Origin of the sequence: Paraburkholderia atlantica (assembly GCF_009362785.1) — a bacterium.
Taxonomy (GTDB): Bacteria; Pseudomonadota; Gammaproteobacteria; order Burkholderiales; family Burkholderiaceae; genus Paraburkholderia; species Paraburkholderia atlantica.
This window is the reverse complement of record NZ_WHNQ01000062.1, coordinates 1-19,523: the sequence shown is the minus strand read 5'-3', so window position 1 is coordinate 19,523 and position 19,523 is coordinate 1. Positions and strand designations below refer to the sequence as shown.

General features: G+C 60.1%; 17 protein-coding genes and 1 pseudogene. 5 read left to right on the top strand and 13 right to left on the bottom strand.

Annotated elements, in window-relative coordinates; translation table 11 throughout:
• The 11 genes and pseudogenes from GCT19_RS43955 to GCT19_RS37780 form a co-directional block, all read right to left on the bottom strand.
• A pseudogene (locus GCT19_RS43955) lies at nucleotides 1-1,159 on the bottom strand (ATPase, T2SS/T4P/T4SS family); the annotation flags it as partial.
• Nucleotides 1,160-1,162: 3 nt separating this feature from the next.
• Complete coding sequence (locus tag GCT19_RS37825) at nucleotides 1,163-1,873, bottom strand: hypothetical protein (RefSeq protein WP_227749448.1); 711 nt, start codon at nucleotides 1,871-1,873, stop codon at nucleotides 1,163-1,165.
• A gap of 25 nt (nucleotides 1,874-1,898) precedes the next feature.
• Nucleotides 1,899-3,224: a type 4b pilus protein PilO2 gene (locus GCT19_RS37820; RefSeq protein ID WP_018432855.1), complete on the bottom strand. Its 1,326-nt coding sequence runs from the start codon at nucleotides 3,222-3,224 to the stop codon at nucleotides 1,899-1,901.
• 8 nt (nucleotides 3,225-3,232) lie between these two features.
• Entirely contained in the window at nucleotides 3,233-4,861 is a 1,629-nt protein-coding gene (locus GCT19_RS37815) for a type II secretory pathway protein (RefSeq protein ID WP_152854771.1), read from the bottom strand.
• Nucleotides 4,862-4,865: 4 nt separating this feature from the next.
• Nucleotides 4,866-5,474, bottom strand: a complete 609-nt coding sequence (locus tag GCT19_RS37810; RefSeq protein WP_018432853.1) for a toxin co-regulated pilus biosynthesis Q family protein — start codon at nucleotides 5,472-5,474, stop codon at nucleotides 4,866-4,868.
• Between the two features lie 3 nt (nucleotides 5,475-5,477).
• Nucleotides 5,478-5,906, bottom strand: a complete 429-nt coding sequence (locus tag GCT19_RS37805; protein ID WP_018432852.1) for a lytic transglycosylase domain-containing protein — start codon at nucleotides 5,904-5,906, stop codon at nucleotides 5,478-5,480.
• Nucleotides 5,906-7,207: a TrbG/VirB9 family P-type conjugative transfer protein gene (locus tag GCT19_RS37800; RefSeq protein ID WP_152854770.1), complete on the bottom strand. Its 1,302-nt coding sequence runs from the start codon at nucleotides 7,205-7,207 to the stop codon at nucleotides 5,906-5,908. Before GCT19_RS37800 ends, GCT19_RS37805 begins: the two co-directional genes overlap by 1 nt.
• Nucleotides 7,204-8,007 carry a transglycosylase SLT domain-containing protein gene (locus GCT19_RS37795; protein WP_321576938.1) on the bottom strand — a complete coding sequence of 268 codons (804 nt, stop codon included), beginning with the start codon at nucleotides 8,005-8,007 and terminating at the stop codon, nucleotides 7,204-7,206. Before GCT19_RS37795 ends, GCT19_RS37800 begins: the two co-directional genes overlap by 4 nt.
• Nucleotides 8,000-9,298, bottom strand: a complete 1,299-nt coding sequence (locus GCT19_RS37790; protein ID WP_018432849.1) for a TrbI/VirB10 family protein — start codon at nucleotides 9,296-9,298, stop codon at nucleotides 8,000-8,002. The genes GCT19_RS37795 and GCT19_RS37790 overlap by 8 nt, the downstream gene beginning before the upstream one ends.
• Before the next feature lie 12 nt (nucleotides 9,299-9,310).
• Nucleotides 9,311-10,195 carry a TrbG/VirB9 family P-type conjugative transfer protein gene (locus GCT19_RS37785; protein WP_018432848.1) on the bottom strand — a complete coding sequence of 295 codons (885 nt, stop codon included), beginning with the start codon at nucleotides 10,193-10,195 and terminating at the stop codon, nucleotides 9,311-9,313.
• Nucleotides 10,192-10,893: a type IV secretion system protein gene (locus GCT19_RS37780; protein ID WP_018432847.1), complete on the bottom strand. Its 702-nt coding sequence runs from the start codon at nucleotides 10,891-10,893 to the stop codon at nucleotides 10,192-10,194. Before GCT19_RS37780 ends, GCT19_RS37785 begins: the two co-directional genes overlap by 4 nt.
• 422 nt (nucleotides 10,894-11,315) lie before the next feature.
• On the opposite strand from GCT19_RS37780, the gene GCT19_RS43950 reads away from it, so the two are divergent.
• Nucleotides 11,316-11,861, top strand: coding sequence for a hypothetical protein (locus GCT19_RS43950; protein ID WP_018432846.1), 546 nt, complete (start codon nucleotides 11,316-11,318; stop codon nucleotides 11,859-11,861).
• Nucleotides 11,862-12,031: 170 nt separating this feature from the next.
• Here GCT19_RS43950 and GCT19_RS37770 read toward each other — a convergent pair whose 3' ends face one another.
• Nucleotides 12,032-13,420, bottom strand: a complete 1,389-nt coding sequence (locus tag GCT19_RS37770; RefSeq protein WP_026228176.1) for a replication initiation protein — start codon at nucleotides 13,418-13,420, stop codon at nucleotides 12,032-12,034.
• Nucleotides 13,421-14,257: 837 nt separating this feature from the next.
• Here GCT19_RS37770 and GCT19_RS37765 point away from each other — a divergent pair.
• From GCT19_RS37765 to GCT19_RS43940, 4 genes are all read left to right on the top strand, one after another.
• Nucleotides 14,258-15,466 (top strand): ParA family protein, encoded by a 1,209-nt coding sequence (locus GCT19_RS37765; protein WP_018432844.1) that lies wholly within the window; start codon nucleotides 14,258-14,260, stop codon nucleotides 15,464-15,466.
• Nucleotides 15,463-16,446: a ParB/RepB/Spo0J family partition protein gene (locus tag GCT19_RS37760; protein ID WP_018432843.1), complete on the top strand. Its 984-nt coding sequence runs from the start codon at nucleotides 15,463-15,465 to the stop codon at nucleotides 16,444-16,446. The genes GCT19_RS37765 and GCT19_RS37760 overlap by 4 nt, the downstream gene beginning before the upstream one ends.
• Before the next feature lie 498 nt (nucleotides 16,447-16,944).
• Complete coding sequence (locus GCT19_RS43945; RefSeq protein ID WP_018432842.1) at nucleotides 16,945-17,172, top strand: helix-turn-helix domain-containing protein; 228 nt, start codon at nucleotides 16,945-16,947, stop codon at nucleotides 17,170-17,172.
• Between the two features lie 163 nt (nucleotides 17,173-17,335).
• The gene (locus tag GCT19_RS43940) at nucleotides 17,336-17,620 is read left to right on the top strand and encodes a hypothetical protein (protein WP_018432840.1); all 285 of its coding nucleotides are present in this window, start codon (nucleotides 17,336-17,338) and stop codon (nucleotides 17,618-17,620) included.
• A gap of 1,699 nt (nucleotides 17,621-19,319) precedes the next feature.
• Here GCT19_RS43940 and GCT19_RS37750 read toward each other — a convergent pair.
• Nucleotides 19,320-19,523: ATP-binding protein (locus tag GCT19_RS37750; protein ID WP_193727503.1), on the bottom strand; the 204-nt coding region annotated here is incomplete at its 5' end.

Genomic DNA, 19,523 nt, shown 5'->3' with positions numbered 1-19,523 from the left:
GCGACGCCGTGGGCTGGAACGTCTCGCCAGAGTTGGTGTTGCGCGCGACGAGATCCTGATAGGCGGCCGAGAGCGCGCGACGCACCAGCGCCTTGGGCAGCTTCCGGTACGTGTAGAGGTCGCCGTTCACGCGGAACCGGACTTCGACATCGTCGTTGAAGTCGCGGTACTCGAAGTGGATGTCACCGGCGCCATACGCGTGTGCGGCTTCGGCCACGTCGCGAAATGTGCCGATCGCACGCGAACTCTCCGGAAGAATGGCCGCCGAGCGGTTGCGCTCGGTCGCGTAGATCGCGGCAATCACCGCGTCCGTCGCAATCATCTCCTCGTGCACCTTGATATCGGCGCGCTCGAGATCCTTTACATAGGTCGGATAGAGCGCGGATTCATGAAATGCCCGCGTCGTGATCACGATCGCCATCCCGGCCTGCACTTCGACCGCTACGAATTCACGGCGCGCCGAATCCGTGATGCGCAGCGTTGCATCCTGGCCGCGCTCACTCAGGATGCGCTTGAAACCCAGTGCATCGGCGGCGACCAGTTGCGGCAGGCCTGACGGGAGGAACTCGGCCTGCTGCGACACCACGTCCGCCTGAGCATGGAGTTCGTGCACCTCATGCATCTCGTCGGCGGACCCTGTCGGCGGCACCGCCTGGGGTGCAACGTCATGCGCTTCGACCCGAGGCTCCCCAGACTCAGCCGTAGGGCGCTCCATCATGGGCGACTCCATCTCTGATTCGGGACCAACGTCCCGCGTCGTTCCAGCGACGTTCTCAGAGGCCTGTCGCGCTTCTCCCATGTGATCAATCGACGGCTCAACTCGCGCCGGGTGTCCGGTTGCTTCGGGCTGTGCAGGATCACCGCCGGTGGCCGCGTACGGGTCGCCTTCATTGGTGTCGACGTCGGTGACTTCTGCCATTCTCAGGCGCATGCCAAGGGTCATCGGCTGGCCCGGCTTCGTGTCCACAGGCTCTGCCTTGAGCGGCTTGTCCTTACGCACGAAGCGCGGCTCGCGATTCGTTTCGTCTTTGCGGCCTGCACCCGCGATAGGCATCGACGCTGGGGATTCGTCAGTGAACCCGGCGCGCAACGCGCGGAACCGTCCAAGAATGCCGCGCGAGGACGGCTCGTCTTTTTCAATACCGTTGAAGAGGCTCATCGTTTATCGCGCGGTAGCGGAAAGAGGAAAGGAAGAAGGCAGCGGACCACCCAGATCACTCAGTGTTCGGGTCGGACCGCCGGACTGCTGCGGGTTGTCCGATGTAGTCGCCGTGCCGCCGCTGATGGTTTCCGTCCAGGTACGCTTGCCATCCCCGACGGTGACAACGAATCCATCAACACGCTTCACGGTCCAGCCATTGAGCAGCTTCGCGCCGACATGCGCGGGATAGGAGGCGCTGCGGTACTCGTACAGCACCGACTGCTCGCTCATATCGCTGAAAGCGCCAACGAAGCGCACCGGTTCCACGCGGGCACTCGCAGTTATCGGCCTTGTGACCGGCGCACTGCCAGGCGCGGTTGCAGGTGCGGGCGTGTTGAGCGTGACCGCACTGCCCGGCTGCCCGCTATCGCCGGCAAGCTGGCGAGCGATCTTTGAGCGGGTGATCTGGTCGATGTCGTCGATCGACAGATGAGGCGTAGTCGGCGCGGATACACGCTGCTGCACGACCGGTTCCGTGGCCGGTTGTGAGCTCGCCGCAGGTTCCCTGGGCGCAGGGCTGACGGTCGCCGCACCACTTGCCGGGGCTGCGCCTGCCGGCGCATGCGAACCCATGTCGATATTGACTGACGGTACGCGCACGCTGGCGGTCTGCAGGGTCGGCGCAACCGGCTTTGTCTGTTGCGCCTGCGCAGCACCGGTGACCAGCGTCAATGCGCTGGCAAGCGCTGTCAGCCGTTTAGTCGAGAACATAGTATTTGCCCTTCGCAGTGAAATGGATACCGCCCTGGTCGGCGCCGCTGCCCGCCTTTCCTGTTGCGCCCTGTTCGGTCAGCTTCAGGTCAACAGTCATGGAGTCGAGCGTCATGTTGGATGGCAGCTTCGCGAGCAACGGTGATTGCCAGCGAAAGCCGTTGATCTCCCACGTCCCGACGCGGATCATCTGCGCGGGCCGCGGGCCGGTTGCGCCCGGCGGAATCGCGAGTAACGGCCTGGCCGGTTCGATGCGCACTGTGTAGCCGTAGCTGACCAGCTCGAACGGTTTGGTCGAGAGCTTCTGCGGTGGTGTCTGCAGGGCGTCGATCAGTCCCTGCTCCGTCGGCCATGCCTTCTTCTCACTGGCTGTCACCAACTCGACGCCCGGCACCAGCGGACCGCGCGCTCCGGCATGCAGACCATCCGCATCAAAGCGCAGCGGACGCATCGCCTCGGGCGCCGCCTGGCGGAGGTCCTCAAAACTCCCGCCGTATCGGCGAAGGGTCATGGCGCAATAGCCCTGCGTCGCGCACACTGCCTTCTCAAAGACCCAGCCCGCCACGACCGATTCGCTGTTGCCGAGCGTGGAAAGAAGCGCTGGCGCGAGCAGATTGGCGCGCGGCATCTTTGCGGCGAACGTCTGGCGCACGAGCGCGGCATACCGGTCTTCGAGCGACGGCTCTTTCGGCGCCGGCGGCGTCGGGGGATCCAACAGGTCCTTCAGTTGGATGCCACCCAGGACAACGGCCACGAGAATCACGAGAACCGGCACGACTGTCGGCACGTTAGCCGGCAGTTTCGAAATGCGCCCCGTCTTGCGATCGTCAAGCAGCGCGGCCGCGCCGAAGCTCTCGTCCACGTCGCCCACAGCGTGGCCGGAGCCGAGCGTCGTTAGCGTCAGGTTCAGCCGCAGGCATTCCTGCTCGATCGTCAGACGCCTTTCGTGCGCCTTCGGTACCGTGAGAACCTCGTCGCTGCGTACGACACCACGCACCACGAAGACGACATGCACGCGCTGGTCATCCTGCAGCATGACGAGTACGGCAGCTCTTCCCTTCACACGTTCGTGCTGGGCGATCCGCGCCGCTCCCGAATACAGGCGCGCGCCCTTGATCTCACCCGTCTCAGGTGCGCAGAAACCACCGATGGCGTCCTTGCCGACCTTGTATTCGATGTAGTGCGTCGCGCCGAAATCATCGGCGTATCGGCGGCGCTCGGCGCGCATCTGTTTTGCGGGATACGCGCGCCAGTCCAGTCCGAAGACCAGGCGCGCGTTCTTTTCGCGCGGCAGCGGATCGGTAATGTGCATGCCCGTGCTCACATCGACGGGACGACCGTAGCCGTCAGCATGATCACCTGGAAGGTCTTCGACTTGTTCCACAGACCCGTGATACCCGCGATGCCACCATTTGTCGTGCTGTTCGCAAGGTCCGTCATCTGTCCGTAGAGCACGACCGTCTGGCCGTCAGACAGCGCGATCGTCTGGTCTTCCTTGCTGCCGGTCGTGTGCGCGAGCTGGATCTGTTGCAGCGTCTGGCCAGAACCGACCGACGCCGAGGTGAACGGGCCATTGAGCTTCGAACTGTCGGCCCAGTACGAGAGGATGATCTGGTTGTGGTCGTTGACCGCTGGCAGGATGTTGACGAAGTCGCCCGTGGTCACGGTTCCCGGCGTGAGACCCGGCACGCCCCCAGATGTGGCCGTGAGGCTCCCCGCAGACGGCGATGTCGAGCGCAGATAGTCGTCGCTCTGGAACGACGCGATCGAAACGGGCAGGCCGTTGAGCGTCATCTTCGTCTGCGTGCTGTCCTGCACTGTGCGGCCATACTGGTTCAGCGCATTGATGACAGCGTTCGTGCCGGAGAACGGCGCATTCGATTGCAGCACTGACAGGCCGACCGTACCCCCGCCCGACGAGAGCGACGTGGGCGACGTGAAGCTGACCGCGTACTTGGCAAGACCGCCCTGGATATAGTTGAACACCACGTCGGCATTCACGCCCGCCTGACTGCCGTTGTTCAGCGCAATCTGCAGCGTACGCACGCGCAACATCACCTGGCGCGTCGAGACGGCGTTTTCCTGCGCAAGCAGCTTGCCCATGCGGTCGGCCGCCTCACGCGTGTCGTAGACCATCACGAGGCGGCTTTGCGGGTTGACGTTGACGTGGCCCATCGGCGTGCGCAGTTTGTCGAGCGCATCGCTGATCGACTTGATCTGGTCGAAATCCCCTTCCCGCCCCGTCGACGTCTGTGCCGCGAACGAGCCCGTATTGCCGCCCGACCCACCGGCGCCGTTGGCCTGGTTGCCCGTCGAGGTGTCCATGCCCTTGGACATGGTCGACTTGATCGAAACCTTGCCCGGGATTGCAGCGATCTGGTACATGCGCGTGACGAACCGCGTGATGTTGATGGTCGTTCCATCGAACGACCAGTCCAGACCGAGGTCTTCGGTCATACGCGTCAGATACTCGCCCGCATAGCCGGTGAAGACCTGTCCGTAGACAGGCTCTTCATAGCCCGTGCTGCCGAGCCCGTTTGACCCTGCCGTTGCACCCTTGCCATTCGACGAGGCCGACTCGCGCGGCACGAGCGATGCGCGCGGCACGAAAACATCAGGGCTCAGATGAACCGCATAACCGGTGGCCCCGGAGATGAGCGTCGAGATCTGTTTGATCCCGATGTTCGCGGGCATCGTCACCTTTTTCTCGCGGAAAGTCGCGGGCAGCTTCGCTTCATACGCGACGGGCACGAGCCGGTCGCCGAGGAACGCCGTTGGCACGTCTTCCACCAGCGCCATCGAACCAGGCAGATTGGCCATCGCGTCGCTCCCGGTGCGATGAGCCCCGTCGTAGGCCGCGTTGATGTCGCTCTGATTGACCGCGCAACCTGCGATCATCAGCGAGCAGGCGACGGAAAGGCCAGTTTTGATAATCGATGCGTGATGCATGGTGTTAGTCCTGGCAGTTGGCCGCGCGCGCGATGACGCGGATGACGTTGTTCGTGTGACGGCAGATGCGCGTGGGCACCCGCATGTGATTGGTCGCCTGCATGACCTGCGTGAGAACGTTCGTGAAGTCGCCAGAGAAAGTCGCGTTGAATTCGAGCGGCAGATCGTCATCGACCTTCCACGCAAGTTGCCAGCCCTGCGTCTGCAACCAGCGGTCGAGCGCGTTGCGCAGATTGAGGTCCTGCGGCGAGAGCGAAAGCGTCAGCGTGGCAGCCGGTGCTGTCGGAGTGCCCGGCAGAACCACCGAGGCAACGCCAGTCGGAGTCGGTCCGGATGATGCGATCGCGGTCGTCGAGGGGACCGTTGCAGCACTGACGGCAGGCGATGCGGTCGCGGTTACTGCAGAAGCCAATGCGCTGGCACTTGCAGGCGCCGCGCGAGACGACGGGACTGCCGCGAGGATCTGCCATCCGTCGCCGGCGGGGGCCGCGACGTGCGACTGGTCCGGGTCGATTGCGGCGTGGCTCCAGCCTGATGCACCCACTAGCGCCAGTGCAGCCAGGATACGCGCGATCACGCGCACCCGTTCATTGCGTTCGATGGTCACGTTCATTCGTTATTGCCCCTGCCGCTGCAGGCGGCGATAGATTGCGTTGGCATAGATCAGCTGCTTCTGGGTCGAAACCGCGTTATAGGCACCCACGGCCTTCCAGGTCGGCCCGAACTGTTTGATGTTGGAGGCCAGAATCCACGTACCGACGTAGGCGTTCACGCAGGCGTTGAAAAGGTGTTCCCGGCGAATGCCATACCGGGAAAGCCTAGGTAGCCACGATGAGTTGATCTGCATCAGGCCGATGTCTTCTGTCCCGTTGCTGTTCACGTTCACTGCGTTCGGCCGCATGCCGGATTCGTGCTGTGCGATCGCGCGGACCAGTTGTGCGCTGACGTGCCGGTAGGCAGCAGCGTCATCAAGGCAGTCAGCCCGCGCAACGGAGGCACTGCCAAGCAGCACCGCGCCGAGAATGGAAATGCGCGCACCGTGCATCACGATTTCGCCACCGCCGTTGCAGGTGCCGTCGGCGCAGGCCGGGAGCCGGGCGCGGCACGCTCGAAGTACTTCACATCGTGACGACGGGTGACATTCACGGTATTGCCATCCGCGGTGGCGATGAACTGTTCGGCCGTGCCGTTGAACATGTAGTACCGGCCCTTCTGCTCGCCGGAACCCAGGTGCTTCACGTCTGTTACATGGATCTGCACTACCGACCCGGCGAACTTGAAATACGTTTGGCCGTCGCGGTCGAACACGGCCTCGAGGTGCGCCGGACTGGTGGTGTCGAATTCATAGACAGTCCCCGCGGAACGCGCGAGCTCGACCGTCTTCGTGCCGTCCGACACCACCATGCGCTCGGCGCGCTCGATGGTCATCACGTTCGTACCAGCATCCCACTTCGGATGCAGCGAGCGGCCTTCGGGCGTTCTGAACGTCAGATCCCCGGTGGGCTTCGACGCGAAGCGGATCTGCGTATGCGTCTCGTCGCCGTCGCGGATCGCCTGCGCGCCAAAGTATTCGGCCAGCAGGGATGCAGGCGCAGCGGCCGGTGCCGCTTCCTCTGGTTTCGCAGCCACCGTCTGCGCAACGGCATCGGCTTGCGGCTTCTCGCCAGCGGCATAATTGAGCGCGCCTGACTTCGGCGCATCGCGGTGCAGGCGGATGTGTCGCGACGTGAAGTCGACGTCCGCGTACAGCCCGTTTTGCGTCATCAGGCGATCGAGCGCCTGCATCCAGTTTTCACCCGCTTTCGTAGCGAACGAGCTCGCATCCGTGAGGTCCACATCCTTCTGTGCCGCGCCCGTCCATCCCTGCGGCGCCAGTGCCTTGACGATGTTCGCGACCGGCATGGTCGCTTTGAGCGAACGCACAGGTTCAAGCGCACCGTGCGTGCCAATGAGGACAAGGCGATTCGTAAAGCCATCGAAACCAGCGGGCTGATCGTCGCGCAACGCGGCGAGCGCACCACGCGCCCCGCGGCCAATGAACGTGTTTGCTCTCGTCCAGCGCGCACTGGCCTGCCGGCCGGCCACCGTGTACGTGACCGTTTCGGGCGTGCCGTCGACCACGACATAGGGGCCTTCCGCGTGGCCACCGACTGCGGAAATAACCTGGCCGGCGCGAGGCTGGATATAGGTCTTCGATCCATCGTTGAAGACGAGCGCGGGACGCTCGGCGATACCGCCTGCAATCTCGTAGTCGAAATCGAATGGGTCAGTATTCGCTGCATGGACCGTGATCGCGCCGAACAGCGCGAGACAGGCAAGAGCAATTCGGGAAACGTTGAGCTTCATAGGCCGGCCTGGATCTGGTTGAGGTGTCGCGCGAAACGCGCGAGATACGCCTGCCCCGGAGCCGGATTGGCGCTGTGGTAATACGCAATTGCTTTCGCAACCGATCGCGTCTTGCTGTAGTTCTCGTTGAGAATGTCCTCAGCAACACGGATGCTGGTCGCAGGCGCCAGGGCGTCCCACGGCGAAGCAAAGCGCCGCGCGTGCCAGCACCAATTGATCTGAAGCAGGCCTACGTCGAAGTCACACCGTCCACTGGCAATCAGCGACTGGATCACGCGGTATGCGTCCTCGCGCGACCTGAAGAAATAGCCCTGCCCCGCGACGTTCAGGGTCCATGGCCATGCACGGCCATTGAAGCCAGATTCATTGAGTGCGATGCCCGCGAGCACTTTGGGATCGACGCTCGCATGCATCAGCTCGAACGGCGCCGTCGCGCCTGCGCACGCCCAGCCGCCACGACCTTCCGCGATCGCAGCCTGTGCATCGTCATCAAGCACGACAGGTTGCAGCCAGCCTTTCTGCACCAGCAGACGCTCGAGCGGAACCTCGCGCGCATCGACAGACACCGTCATACCGGTCTCGGGATTGCTGCGCACCGGCTGGCCAACGAGTGGTGCGGCCCACGATTCGAACGCTTTCAGCCCGCAGTAGAAAACGGGTTTGCCATCGAAGTTCGCGACCGAGCGTGCGCCTGCCTGCGTCAGCACGAGGCTCGTCGGGCTGATGATGTTCTCGATGGTCGCCGCGCGGCCTGTCATCGAAAGCGCCGCCAGCGAGAGGATGACAAGGCGCCTAGTCACCGCGATACGGCTCCATGTAGATGTCGCGATTGACCTTGATCATGAAGCGGCGCTCGCCCGGGCCCGTCGTGATCGTGGGCGGGATGTTCTTGTAGCGGTCGAGAACAGACTGCGAGGTCTGCGCCGCGACCTGTCCGGCCGTCGTGCCCACCTGCGTGACGCCGAGCGGGCCAGTGGTGGTCGACGACGTGCCGCCCTTATCGAATGCACCCAGAAGGATCGCCGTGAGAAACGACGTGCCGAAAATCTTCAGGAAGTGACTGTTGACGTCGCCTGAGAAGCCTGCCGATCCATCGGCATCCGCGCCCTGCCCGCCATAAAGCGGCACGTGCTTGCCGTTGGGCAGCCGCATTTCGGTTGCCGCAACGAGAATGGTCTGTTGGCCCGGCTGGATATCAGAACTGTAGGGCGCGGTAATCATCGTGCCCTTGGGGATCATCAGACAGTCACCGCGAATACTGTCGTAGACGTCCTTTTCCACCATGAGCGCAGCGGTGCCGGGACGATCGGAATTCAGCCCTTCGATGGAGAGCACGGGAATATGGTGCGGCGGCGAAAGCACGCAACCGTGCGCCTGTCCAACGAAGCCGCCGCGGGAAAAATCCTCGCCGCTGCCGGATTGCCCTGCTGCGGTCCTGATAAACGCCGTGTCGCGGTCCTGCGTCGATGAAACGGCGCCACGCCCGGCCTCCGGGCCAATGCCCGCTGCCGCCAGCGCTGCGGCGACCTGTGCACCGGCTGCACCGGTGGCAGCCTGCTGGGCGGATGCCTGTCGCGCGGCAATCTGCTGCGGCGTGAGGATGCCAGGTGGCAAGGTCGCCTGCGCGGTCCCGGAATCCTTGGCCTTGACGCCGGGCCGGAAAATCGCCGACGCGTAAATTGCGTCGGTATCCGCCTGTGTCTTGAGTTCGCGAGTGCGCTGGTCAGCGACGAAGTTATCCGCGGTCAGACCTGGCGCGAGGCTGGGCGCTGCAGCGGAAGCCGCGCGCGGCAACGCGGCAGCTCTCGCCTCGGACGCCGCAATCCGTCGTGCGGCCGATTGCTGATCCTCAATGATCTTGTCGACGTCCTGGGTGCTGTTCGACCTGTCGACCACTTCTGCCTGTTTGGCCTTCTTTGCAAGTTTCGCCTCGTCGTCGGCCTTGGCGCTCTCCTTGACCTGATAGTAGAAGCCCAGTGCCGCAATGACGACGGCCGCGACTACGCCCGCGCTGATGAGCGCGTTGCGTGGCGACTTCCCCTTGACAATCTGCGCCTGCGCGCCCGTCGGCTGTCCGTTTAGCCCTGTCATGTGCGCGTGCTCTCAGAAGCCGAAGATGCCGGGACGACCGCGCCTGATCGTGACCTGGTCGTTCGCAGCGCGCAGGACGATCTCGTCGGGCACTTCCTGCACGACGATGTATTGCCCACGACGGATGAAGTTGGGGCTGACGTTATCGCCGTGGTCCTTGACGATCGGCACGGCAAAAGGCGCATTCGCAGGCAGGCGCAGCCACACCGACCTGCCATCATCGAATACCGTCTCCGGCCGGAACGGCGCCGAACCCGAAACCGTGTAGTCGAAGTTCAGCTTGTCGGGCGACACACCGAGCGGACCGGAACCATTGGCATTGGGTCCACCCTGCCCCGCATCGGTCGTGTCAGCGTTGCCGTCCTCGCGCGCGCGAACCTTGGCCATCAGCGAACCGGGATAGTTAAACCGCACCGTCTGATAGAACAGGCCGCCCATCGGCGAGGAGACGAGTGTCATGTCGTACTCTCGCTGGTTGGTCGTGAGGTGCAGCGTGTTGACGAGACCCGGCTTGACCGGCTTGATAAACACGTGGTTCGACCCGTCGGTATCCACGATCCACTGGATCGAATCGCCAAGCGCGGGCTCAGTCGCCAGCACTTCTCCGCGCGCCAGCTCGATCGTGGTCGTCTTGAGCGGCGCAGTCATGATGCGGTAGATCTGGTCGCGGCTATAGGAGAACACCGCCATGCGGGCGTCACCCGGCATGGTGATCGGGTCGGTACCGGCGTTATAGGGATTCACCGGGCTCATGGGGTCGCCAATCGCAGCGGCGATATCGAAGGGTGCGGACGGAACCGGGCTGCCCTTCCCTGCGGCAAACACTGGCGAGCAAACCACCGTGACGCAGGCAAGAGCCGCGACCCACGAGGCGAGCGTGCGGGAGTCGATCATCATTGCGTTTTCTGGATGGAGAACAACGGATAGAAAACGCCGAACGGGTTCGTACCGAGCGCGTCTTCTGAGGTCGGGGGAATGATCTGGTAGCGGAACGTCAGGGCGTACTTCTGCACCACCGGCTTGTCAGTCGGCGATTGCGTCGTGCTTGTCGTGAACTCCACGACCGCGGTCGAGTCTTCGAGCATCGCGACGTTGGCCACGCGTACTTCCCGCACCAGCTTCGGGTTGAGGGTGATCTGCTGGAACGGCGCATCCGTCTTGACCCAGTCGCCGAACTGGTTGCGTGCATTGCCGACCATCATGGCCTTCACGCCGTTGATGTTGCGGGCCATGCGCGACGTCTGGATGTCATCGGTGAGCACCGGCTCGATCGTGAACCATCGCTCGACGGTCTCACGAAGTGAGGTGCGGATAGCCTGATCGTCCGGTTTATATGCCGTCAGTTGGGTAACGACAGCGTGGCCGTTCGCGTCCGCCGACACACCATAGGCCTTCACGACGGACGGCGCTGGATGGCGGGTGTAGATTGCGCCGCCAGCAATGAACACGAGGATGAAGCAGAAGGTCTTCCAGTGGTTCGCTTCAACGCGCAGACGCGAGCCGTTATCGAAGATGATCTTCTCGGGATCATCTTCGGAGTAGCCCCCAGGGGCGGTAGACAGTGCTATCTGCTTTTTGCTGCGGAAAAAAGGCATGACGCTCGTTCCATTTGGACCGACTCCATTGAATCAGTCCGCATGGGACGCAAGTCATGCAAAAGAGGTGCGATTTCTGGGCGCTTTCTGGGCTGTTGGGCTCGGCGATGCGTCGCGTCAGCCGGCTAACGGGCTTAAGCCGAAATGATGACGATTTGGGGGTAGCTTTCGGGGCAACGACTGCGAGCGTATCGAATAGGATCGTGGCTGTTACATGGGTTACATGGAACCGCACAGTCACGTCATTGATTTAAAACGAGAATGTCGAGCTTTCGGTGTCAGCCGGCTGACGGAGGTTTTGGCGACATCGGATCAAAATGCCAAGTTCCTCAAACGCGACATGTGATCGCCCTAATGACGCTTGAGCTTCCTTGACATATGAGCATCCGGGTTAGCCTGAATTCATTTTGGAAAGACCCACTATGCAGACAGATTCACTTACGCTTCGACAGCGAGAGGCTCTCGCTCAATACAACAGCCTGCGCCAAAAGAAGACGTCGATCATTATGTTCGGGCGGCTTTGCCGCTCGTTTTTGAATCGACAGATCTGGCAATCGCAATCTGAAGTGGCCTCAGCCTTGGGCATTTCCAAACCACACGTCACTCGGTTGCTGCGCGCAGCAAAAGTCCCGGACGAAGTTATCCATACTTTTGGCGACGCACATCGCATTTCCTTTGAAACTGTGGAAGCACTCGCGAAGATTGAAAAGCGGACTGGACGCATGCTCTTGATAGCGCGCGCGGTGAGCTTTGGCACCCGTTCCGACCTCAAGGTGCGCGAGATACTCGCGGGCCTGGCTACCGGGTTTCTGGCGCCGATCCGAGAACAGGTCGTGAGGCTCGCACGCCATCAGGAGGAAGGTTACATCAGGCTGTACTCGGCGCAGTTGAGCCGCATGTCCCTGGATCTTCCGCGTCTTGAGAAGGCAATCAATGCCGTTTTGGAGGGAGTGTTGCAACTGATCTGAGAGGCTACCAGTTTGATGGGCGTCGACGTCGAATTGCCACGCGCCAATTGTGCAAGCGACTCGCAACTCTTGGGCCGTGCGCACTGATTCTGCGTTTTGCGGAAACGGCCATGCCCCCATGTGCGAAACATCTTAGCAGGCGTACAGAGGCGCTCAGAATTTCGGCCGATCTATGCGATATCGCCTTTTGGTTTAGCTGATTTGACCTTGGTATAAACGTAGCCCGCAAATCCGTCTCTAAGGTCGGGGAATTTTTCGATCGTTGACTCCGCTAGATCGCTCGTCGGATCGATTCCAAGGCGGCGCAATGTTAGCTTACCCGCGGGGCTGGCCCTATAGGTCCGCCGCCAGTCATCGCGCTGCTTAGAACCGGCAGTTTCATACACTTCCCATCCGCGCCGGACTTCATTGCCCCTTCGGTCCTGAGCATGGACATCCTGGGCTGCGATCCGCAACGCCGCCCGATTAGCAGCCCGTTCTTTCACTTCGACTTCGCGTTGTTCTGTCAGCGCCAACGTCTCCTGAATCTGTACCATCTGACGCTCAGCGTCGGAGATGATCCAGCCCTCCTTCAATGCCTTCATGAAGAATCCTGCGGGACTCTTCGACACTTTACCCAGCTTCAAGCTGAAACGCGTACGCTCGATTGCCTGTTCCAATCGGTCGTCGTTGTAAGTGTCACGCGATGCCGCGATCTGGTTGAGCTGAGCGCTGGACAGCCCGAACTCCTGCTTCAACGTTTGATAAATCGCTTGCGCCTGCTCGTGAGTATGAAGGATGCGCTCAGCCATCTCTTTGCGCTCGATGCGAAACTTCAGGCGACCGATTTTCCGAGACCCCTGCTCGTTACGCGTCTCGTACGAAAGCCTCAGGTCGGAGACCTCGTTGATCTGTTCGATAGCGGGTACCAGCCAGTCTCGTTTGAAATACTTGAACTCGTTTGCCTTGGCACCCATTGCCCCTTGCCACAAACGCAATTCATCGAGCGTAAGCCAATCCGTTTCTCCGTCATCCGCGTAGGGAAGCAAGTGGTCGTACATGACCCGTGCGTAGCTGAGCGTGAAGAGTGACGTAATACGCAGGCTAAGCCAATGCGACTTGCCGGGACCACGTATGATGTCTATGAGATCGGGGGGCACTCGAAACTGGAAGCGGCCGCCTGAGTAGGAGATGCGTCCAATCAGTTGCACTGAGCCAAAGGGTTTTTCGCCATCGGCGTCCGGCGCGGTGGTCGCCTGAATCAATGCCCGTTGGGCTTCTGTAATGACTTGCTCGAGATGTGCGTTGTTGCGACTCGAGTAACGCATGAGCCACTTAAAGTAGTCCAGCTCTACGTCATAGAGACTGCGTATCTGATCGTCCTGAGCAACAATGAAGTACGCCGCATCGATCAGGCGTCGAGCTGCGACGCCTAAATCGATAATCCGGATGAGTACGTTCTTTCGCGCGAAGCCAATATCGGATCGCGCTGTGTCGACCGGCAAATCCTGACCGGTTGCGTCGTCGAACAAAGCCAAGGCCAGTTGCCGAGATGTGGCTACTTGCCCAGCTGTTGTCATACGGCCCCCAAGGTTGTGGTCAAGGATATCTGGAGCGGTACGGTACCGATTGAAAGGTGCCGAGTCAACACAGAACACCTCACCTTGCACAGTCGTCAACACAGAACACCTCACCTTTCCAACGTCCTCCTCACAATTCGTCTCACCCTCCCCGCCAAATCGCCTCACCTTGCCGATCAATTCGCTTCACCTTGCAGTGGTAAACGCCTCACCTTGACGCTCAATTAACAGCACCTTTGACACAATTCGTCTCACCTTGCGTGCGTAACTCATTGTTTTTAAAGCCAACAGAGATTTACGTTTGTTGTTTGTCGGTTTTTGTTTTTTGTAAACACTAACCACCAGAACCTCTATTGAGCAGGACCAACAAGCCGTAGCTAAGCGATGCGGTTCGGTTACGCGACGGAATTTGAGAGGTGGGTTACGCGTACGCACGGAACGGAGTCGTCTGCCAAAGTCGACGACTGGGCGGTCAGCGAAGGTGAGACGAATTGTGTGGCGCACAAAAGGAGCACGGAATTTCACCGCTTTTGCCGCGATAAGGTGAGGCGTTCTGTGTTGGCATGGTTGGGCTTTCGACTCTGCTCCCGTTGGCCTTCCCTCGCCTTCTGCGATTTTTCGTTAAAGTCGTTCCCTAATTAGATCGCTTAAGTGTTTGAATTAAAATGGAAAAAACGTTTGTGCCGATCATCCTCAGTTTTACGATCAGATTTCGATGGCAATTCTCTGGTGGGATGAGTATTCTACGGTTCGACGCGTGATCCAACGGGAACCGTAGAAACAGATGGTGAGCGTGAAGAAATCGTCTCACCGTCGATAAAACATAGGAACTGCAAAATGAATTTGAGCGAATTGCCCGGGATAGACAGGCGCGTGAAGCTCTCCAATTTGGGTGAGTTCGCTGAGCGCCTGTCGGTGATGGCGAATGAACTCCGTGACCAAATTCTAGCTCCGAGACCTCGCAAGAACCCTCCCGTATTCACAATTGGGGAGTTGGCAGAGCTGTGCGGTATCGACCGCCAGAAAATAAACTATTTGGCGACCAAGGAAGGTGGTGAGCTTCCGCCGGGTATGGCGCATGGTACTGGCAGGGCGCGCATTTTCTCTCTTAAAGAAGTTCGCACGTGGGTGCAGCAAGTATCTGACATCTACCAGACTCCGCTCGTCACGGGCACTCGTGAACATCGTGGCCGCGTGTTGATCACTGCGAACTTCAAAGGGGGGTCTTGTAAGACCACGACAACCATGTGTCTTGCGCAAGGTTTGAGCTTGCGTGGTCGCAAGGTCCTCGTCATTGACCTCGATCCGCAGGCGTCCCTCTCGGAGCTGTGCGGGCTCTACGCGGAAAAAGACGTGACGTGGGAGGACACGGTCCTCCCTTTCATCTATGACCCGAACATCGAAGGCGGGCTCGCAGCGAAGGTTCAAAGCACGTATTGGGATGGCCTAGACGTCATCCCTGCACACAATTACCTTCACGACGCGGAGTTTCATCTTCCTACTGCACAACAGACAAACCCAGGCTTTGAATTCTGGTCTGTCCTTCGCAAGGGAGTTGAACCGCTTCGGGCCCAATACGACTACATCATCCTGGACACCGCCCCGTCTCTTTCCTACATGACCCTTAATGGTCTCATGGCGGCAGATTCGATGGTTATGCCATTGGTTCCGGAGAGCTTGGACTTTATCTCCTCGGTATCTTTCTGGTCTCTGTTCGCCGAGGTAGCGCATGGTTTTGTGGAGCATGAGGTCGATAAAACGTACGACTTCATCTCTGTCCTTCTTTCTCGCGTGGACTATGGAACAACATCATCAGCGCCGGTTGTCCGGTCCTGGTCTCAACGTGCATACGGGGACTGGCTTAACACAACGGAGGTCCCGGCTAGTTCCGTTATGAGCAACGGCGCGTTAGCCTTCTCGACGGTCTTCGACCTATCGCGTTCTGATGCTGTTGCGAAGACTTTGGCCCGGGTGAAGCAACCGCTGCTGGACTACTGCAAGTGGATCGATGATCAGTATGTCGCGCAATGGAGGGCCGGACAATGAGCAACTTGCGTGAGCGCATGATGAGCAAGACTGCTGAGGTCCGGGCCGCGAAGGACATCAAGCTTGACCAGCAGCAAGAAAAACCCACTAGCCCGCGAACCGCCCCAGGGATGGCTGGCGCGTTAGCTCAGGCACAACAGCGAATCGTCGAACTTGAGAAGGCAGGAACCGCGTCGGACGTAACCGTGGCGGACATCGTTCCTAACCCGTGGCAGCCACGGAAGGTGTTCGACGAAGCGAAGTTGAGACAACTCGCGGAATCGATTCGCGAAGCGGGGTTGGTTCAACCAATCGTGATTCGGCGGGCGGCGCACGGCCATCAGATTGTTGCTGGCGAGAGACGTTGGCGAGCCCACAAGATGATCGATAAGGACACGATCAAGGCTGTCATCATCGATCTCTCGGATGAAGAGATGGCGATGTTAGCCCTTGTGGAAAACGTCGTGCGCGACGACCTTTCCGACTATGAGATAGCTCGTTCGATCCGTAGCACCGAGAAAGAATTTCCCAACCGGAAGCGTATGGCGGAAGGGTTGGGTATTTCTCGCTCGGAGCTTTATCGCTTCCTCGCTTTTTCGGATCTTCCGGACTTTGTGGTCAAAGATCTGGACATCCAGCCGCGGCTATTGGGGGCGACCGCCGCGGAGGGGCTCGTGTCGGTCTTGCGGGACAAGAATGCGAAAGCGGTCGACGTCGCTCGAGAGGTATGGGCAAGAGTGGTGTCGGGGGAACTCGATCAATCAAAACTCGCGAGAACGATAAAGCAAGCCATTCAAAGCGGTGACAATGGTTCACCCAGTGTAAGTGACCGTAGCATCGAGAAAATCTTCGCGGGAAAGAACCAGGCGGGGTCGATTACGAAAGATGCTGTGGGGTTCACCGTGAAGATCCGAGCCGGGATGCTTACGGAGGAAAAAGAGAGGCAGATACGGACGCTCATAGCTGAGCTTTTTTCGGCCAGCAGCGGCAGCGCTGATTGAGATAGATGGACGAAGGTGCCCTAGGGGCACCTTTATTTTTTGCTCACGGGCTAATTGAGGACCGGGGACGTGTCCCAACTTGGGACACGTCCCCAGCAGATTCGCAGGTTGTGTTGGGGTCGTGGCGACGCTGCGGCCGGCTGAAACGAGTGTCCCAAGTTGGGACACGCCTTTTTCGCGCTTCCTCGCCCGAACTCTCTGATTGAGATGGCTCAGCATTTGCCGTGCGGGGTCCCCCAACCTCGTATCACTGCTGCACGCCGAAGCCATCGCAGAGTTGCGCAAGCCAAGCTGCCGTTGCGGCTAGCGATCGATTGATTACATCGTCATCCAAGCACAGACTCAAAGGTGCGGTTTTGCCCGTTCCTGACCGCTGGCGACAAGGCGATTCGTAATCTCACGGCAATAGACCGAGCTTGACCGGGACGCGCGACAAGCTCATCGTTCACGGCGGTGAAGGAAAGGACGGACGTCGAAGGCGTCCTTGATAACGCAACAATGCTAGACGATTGCGTGATACAACGACTTCACGCCTACAGATTCGAACTTGTGCCCACCGGCGTGCTCCTGCACTTCATGCGTCGCATCGCTGGTGCCAGCCGGTTCGTCGATAACAAGAGGCTGGCGCTGCAGGTCGAACGCTCCGAGGACAGCGAGAAGAAACTCGGCTACGCCGGGATGTGCAGGAGACTCGCCGCGTGGCGCCACAAACTAGAAACTGCGTGACTGGCAAATGCCGCCGCTCACCACGCATCAGAGCCTGAATGACCTTGAACGCGGCGACGCCGACTTCCTCGTGAAGGGCGTGGCGTTCCCGCGGTTCTGAAAACGCGGCTAGCACGATCGCTCCAGCTACCCGATCCGAAACACATCCGGCTCGATCAGGGTCATGGGCGGACCCTTCCTGCCCATGCGCGCCTGGATACGTTACTGCAAGAGTCGCATCGTGCCACGCGAACTGCGCAACGTCACGGCCAGTCAATCAGCGAGAAAGTGGTTCATCTCGATCCTAACGCGCCCCGAAATCGAGAGGCATGTTCCGCAAGCGACGTCGGCTCTCGGTATCGACGTGCGCATTAAACGGTTTGCCACGTTCTCCGATGGCTTGCATCTTCAAGCGCTCAACAGCTTCAGGCAGCTGGAGGAACGTCGCGCGCGCCCAGCGCAGCGCTGAAGCGCAAAGTCAATTCAACCGGAACTGGAACAAGCGGAGGGCGCGCATTCAGCGCATCCACGCCGGTATCGCCAACATTCGTCGCAATTACCTTCGTAAGGCCTCAGCCACATCAGCAATAACCACGCGCTAGTGTGTGTGGAAGACCTGAAGGTCCGCAACACGGCATGGCCCCCTGCGGGCGCGGTCAAATATCCGGGCAAAAAATGTGCGGGAAAATCCGGCCTTAACAAGGCCATTCTCCATCGAGGTTGGCCCGAGCTCTGGCGTCAACTGGGTGCTCGACTGGAAGGCCCGGCTCATCGCAGTGCTGCCGTACCATAAGAGTCAGACATGTCCGTGCTGCGCGGTACGTTTCGGCAAGTAACCGCACCACACGGGCGAAATTCCTCTGTATAGCGTGCCGCTGGGGAAACCATGCCGATGCGGTTGATAGAATCAACGTGCCTTGCCTTGCCTTGCCTTGCCTTGCCTTGCCGTGGCGAAGCGCTTCTCACCGTGAAGGGACGGACACGCCCCGGCTAGTCTGTAGAGAGATGGTGCAGTCAGGTCGCTCTGTGAAACACGAACCCGCCGGGACGACGCATGATGCTTTTCACACGTGGCGTCGTAGCAATCCCCGGCCTTTAGGCCGGGGACGATGTCGAACAGAACAAACATCACTTGGAGAATCGCGCCGCATCGCTGCGAAGCTGCAGATGGCTCGGTCCTCGACGTCAGCTCGTGAGCACGATGGTTGGCCTGCGGCTGCATCGTTCTATGCGCACCCGCACCCCCTGTCGCGAACCTTCAGCGGCGACGCAGAATGCGCCTCCGGATGGTCCAAATTCAGTGCCTCGTTTGGGGCCTGCGGGGATACCGTACTTCGTGAAGCGCGTGCGCGTCGACATGGCAATCAATGACACATCGATAGCTCGGACGTAACTGCCCGGGGTAAAATGCCTGGTATAACTAAGGAGTTGTTGTCCTCCGAGGCCTGACGCTTCGCTGGAGACGCGAAATTATCTAGGCAGAATGGCGCGCCGTCTCCGTGAAACATTGCCGAACAATTTCCGCTAGCTCCAAAGCCCCATCTGTCGCCGATTCTTGCGGCTTTTCGCTCAATTGTTTCACGGCTGGATTCCAATATGATCGGCAAAAAGCCTCCAAGCTGTCGCTCGGACGAAGCCTTTGAAGCGGGATGGATCGAGCGTAGTGAACACTACGTAATCTGTAACTTGACCTCTAACTTTTGCGCGCTGCTATTCGAGGGAGCCTTCCGTCAATGATGCTGTGAATGCGTTATGACGAAGCAGGAAACTTCGCAGACCGTCCATGGGGCCCTAGGCTGCTAGATGACGCACGTAGTGGAATCGACGCGTGCGGCGGCAGCGCGAAGCGTCAATGGGTTGATGACGGCGACCAATTGAGAAATGGTTGGCGGGTCGCAGATTTTGAGCAGGCAGACAAGGGAGGGGCGGCACACGGCGAGGTACTGATCAGGCGCCTGGGGACCGACCTGTGGCGGCGATTGAGTAGGGACTTCGGCTGGCGCAGTGTTGCGCAGATGCGGGCTTTCTGCCGAGCCTAGTCGATCCAACGAATTTTGCAGACGCTGTCTGCAAGAGTGCGTATTTCGGCGAAGGTGACCGCCAATTTCGGGAACGTGACCGATTCGGCGGGGTTGGGCGTTGCGCGGTGTCGATTGTAGATTTCCTTGTTAGTTCTGGTCGAGTTCGGGCTCCAGGACGCTGGGTTTTGGGGATGCCTTTCTGAGGGAACCACCGGTAAGCGTGATCCGATGATGACGCTGCATGAGGCGGTCGAGCATTGCGTCGGCGATGGTCTCGTCGCCGATCCATCCATGCCAGTGCTCAATCGGTAACTGGCTGGTGACGATGGTCGCCTTTCCCGCCGAGCGGTC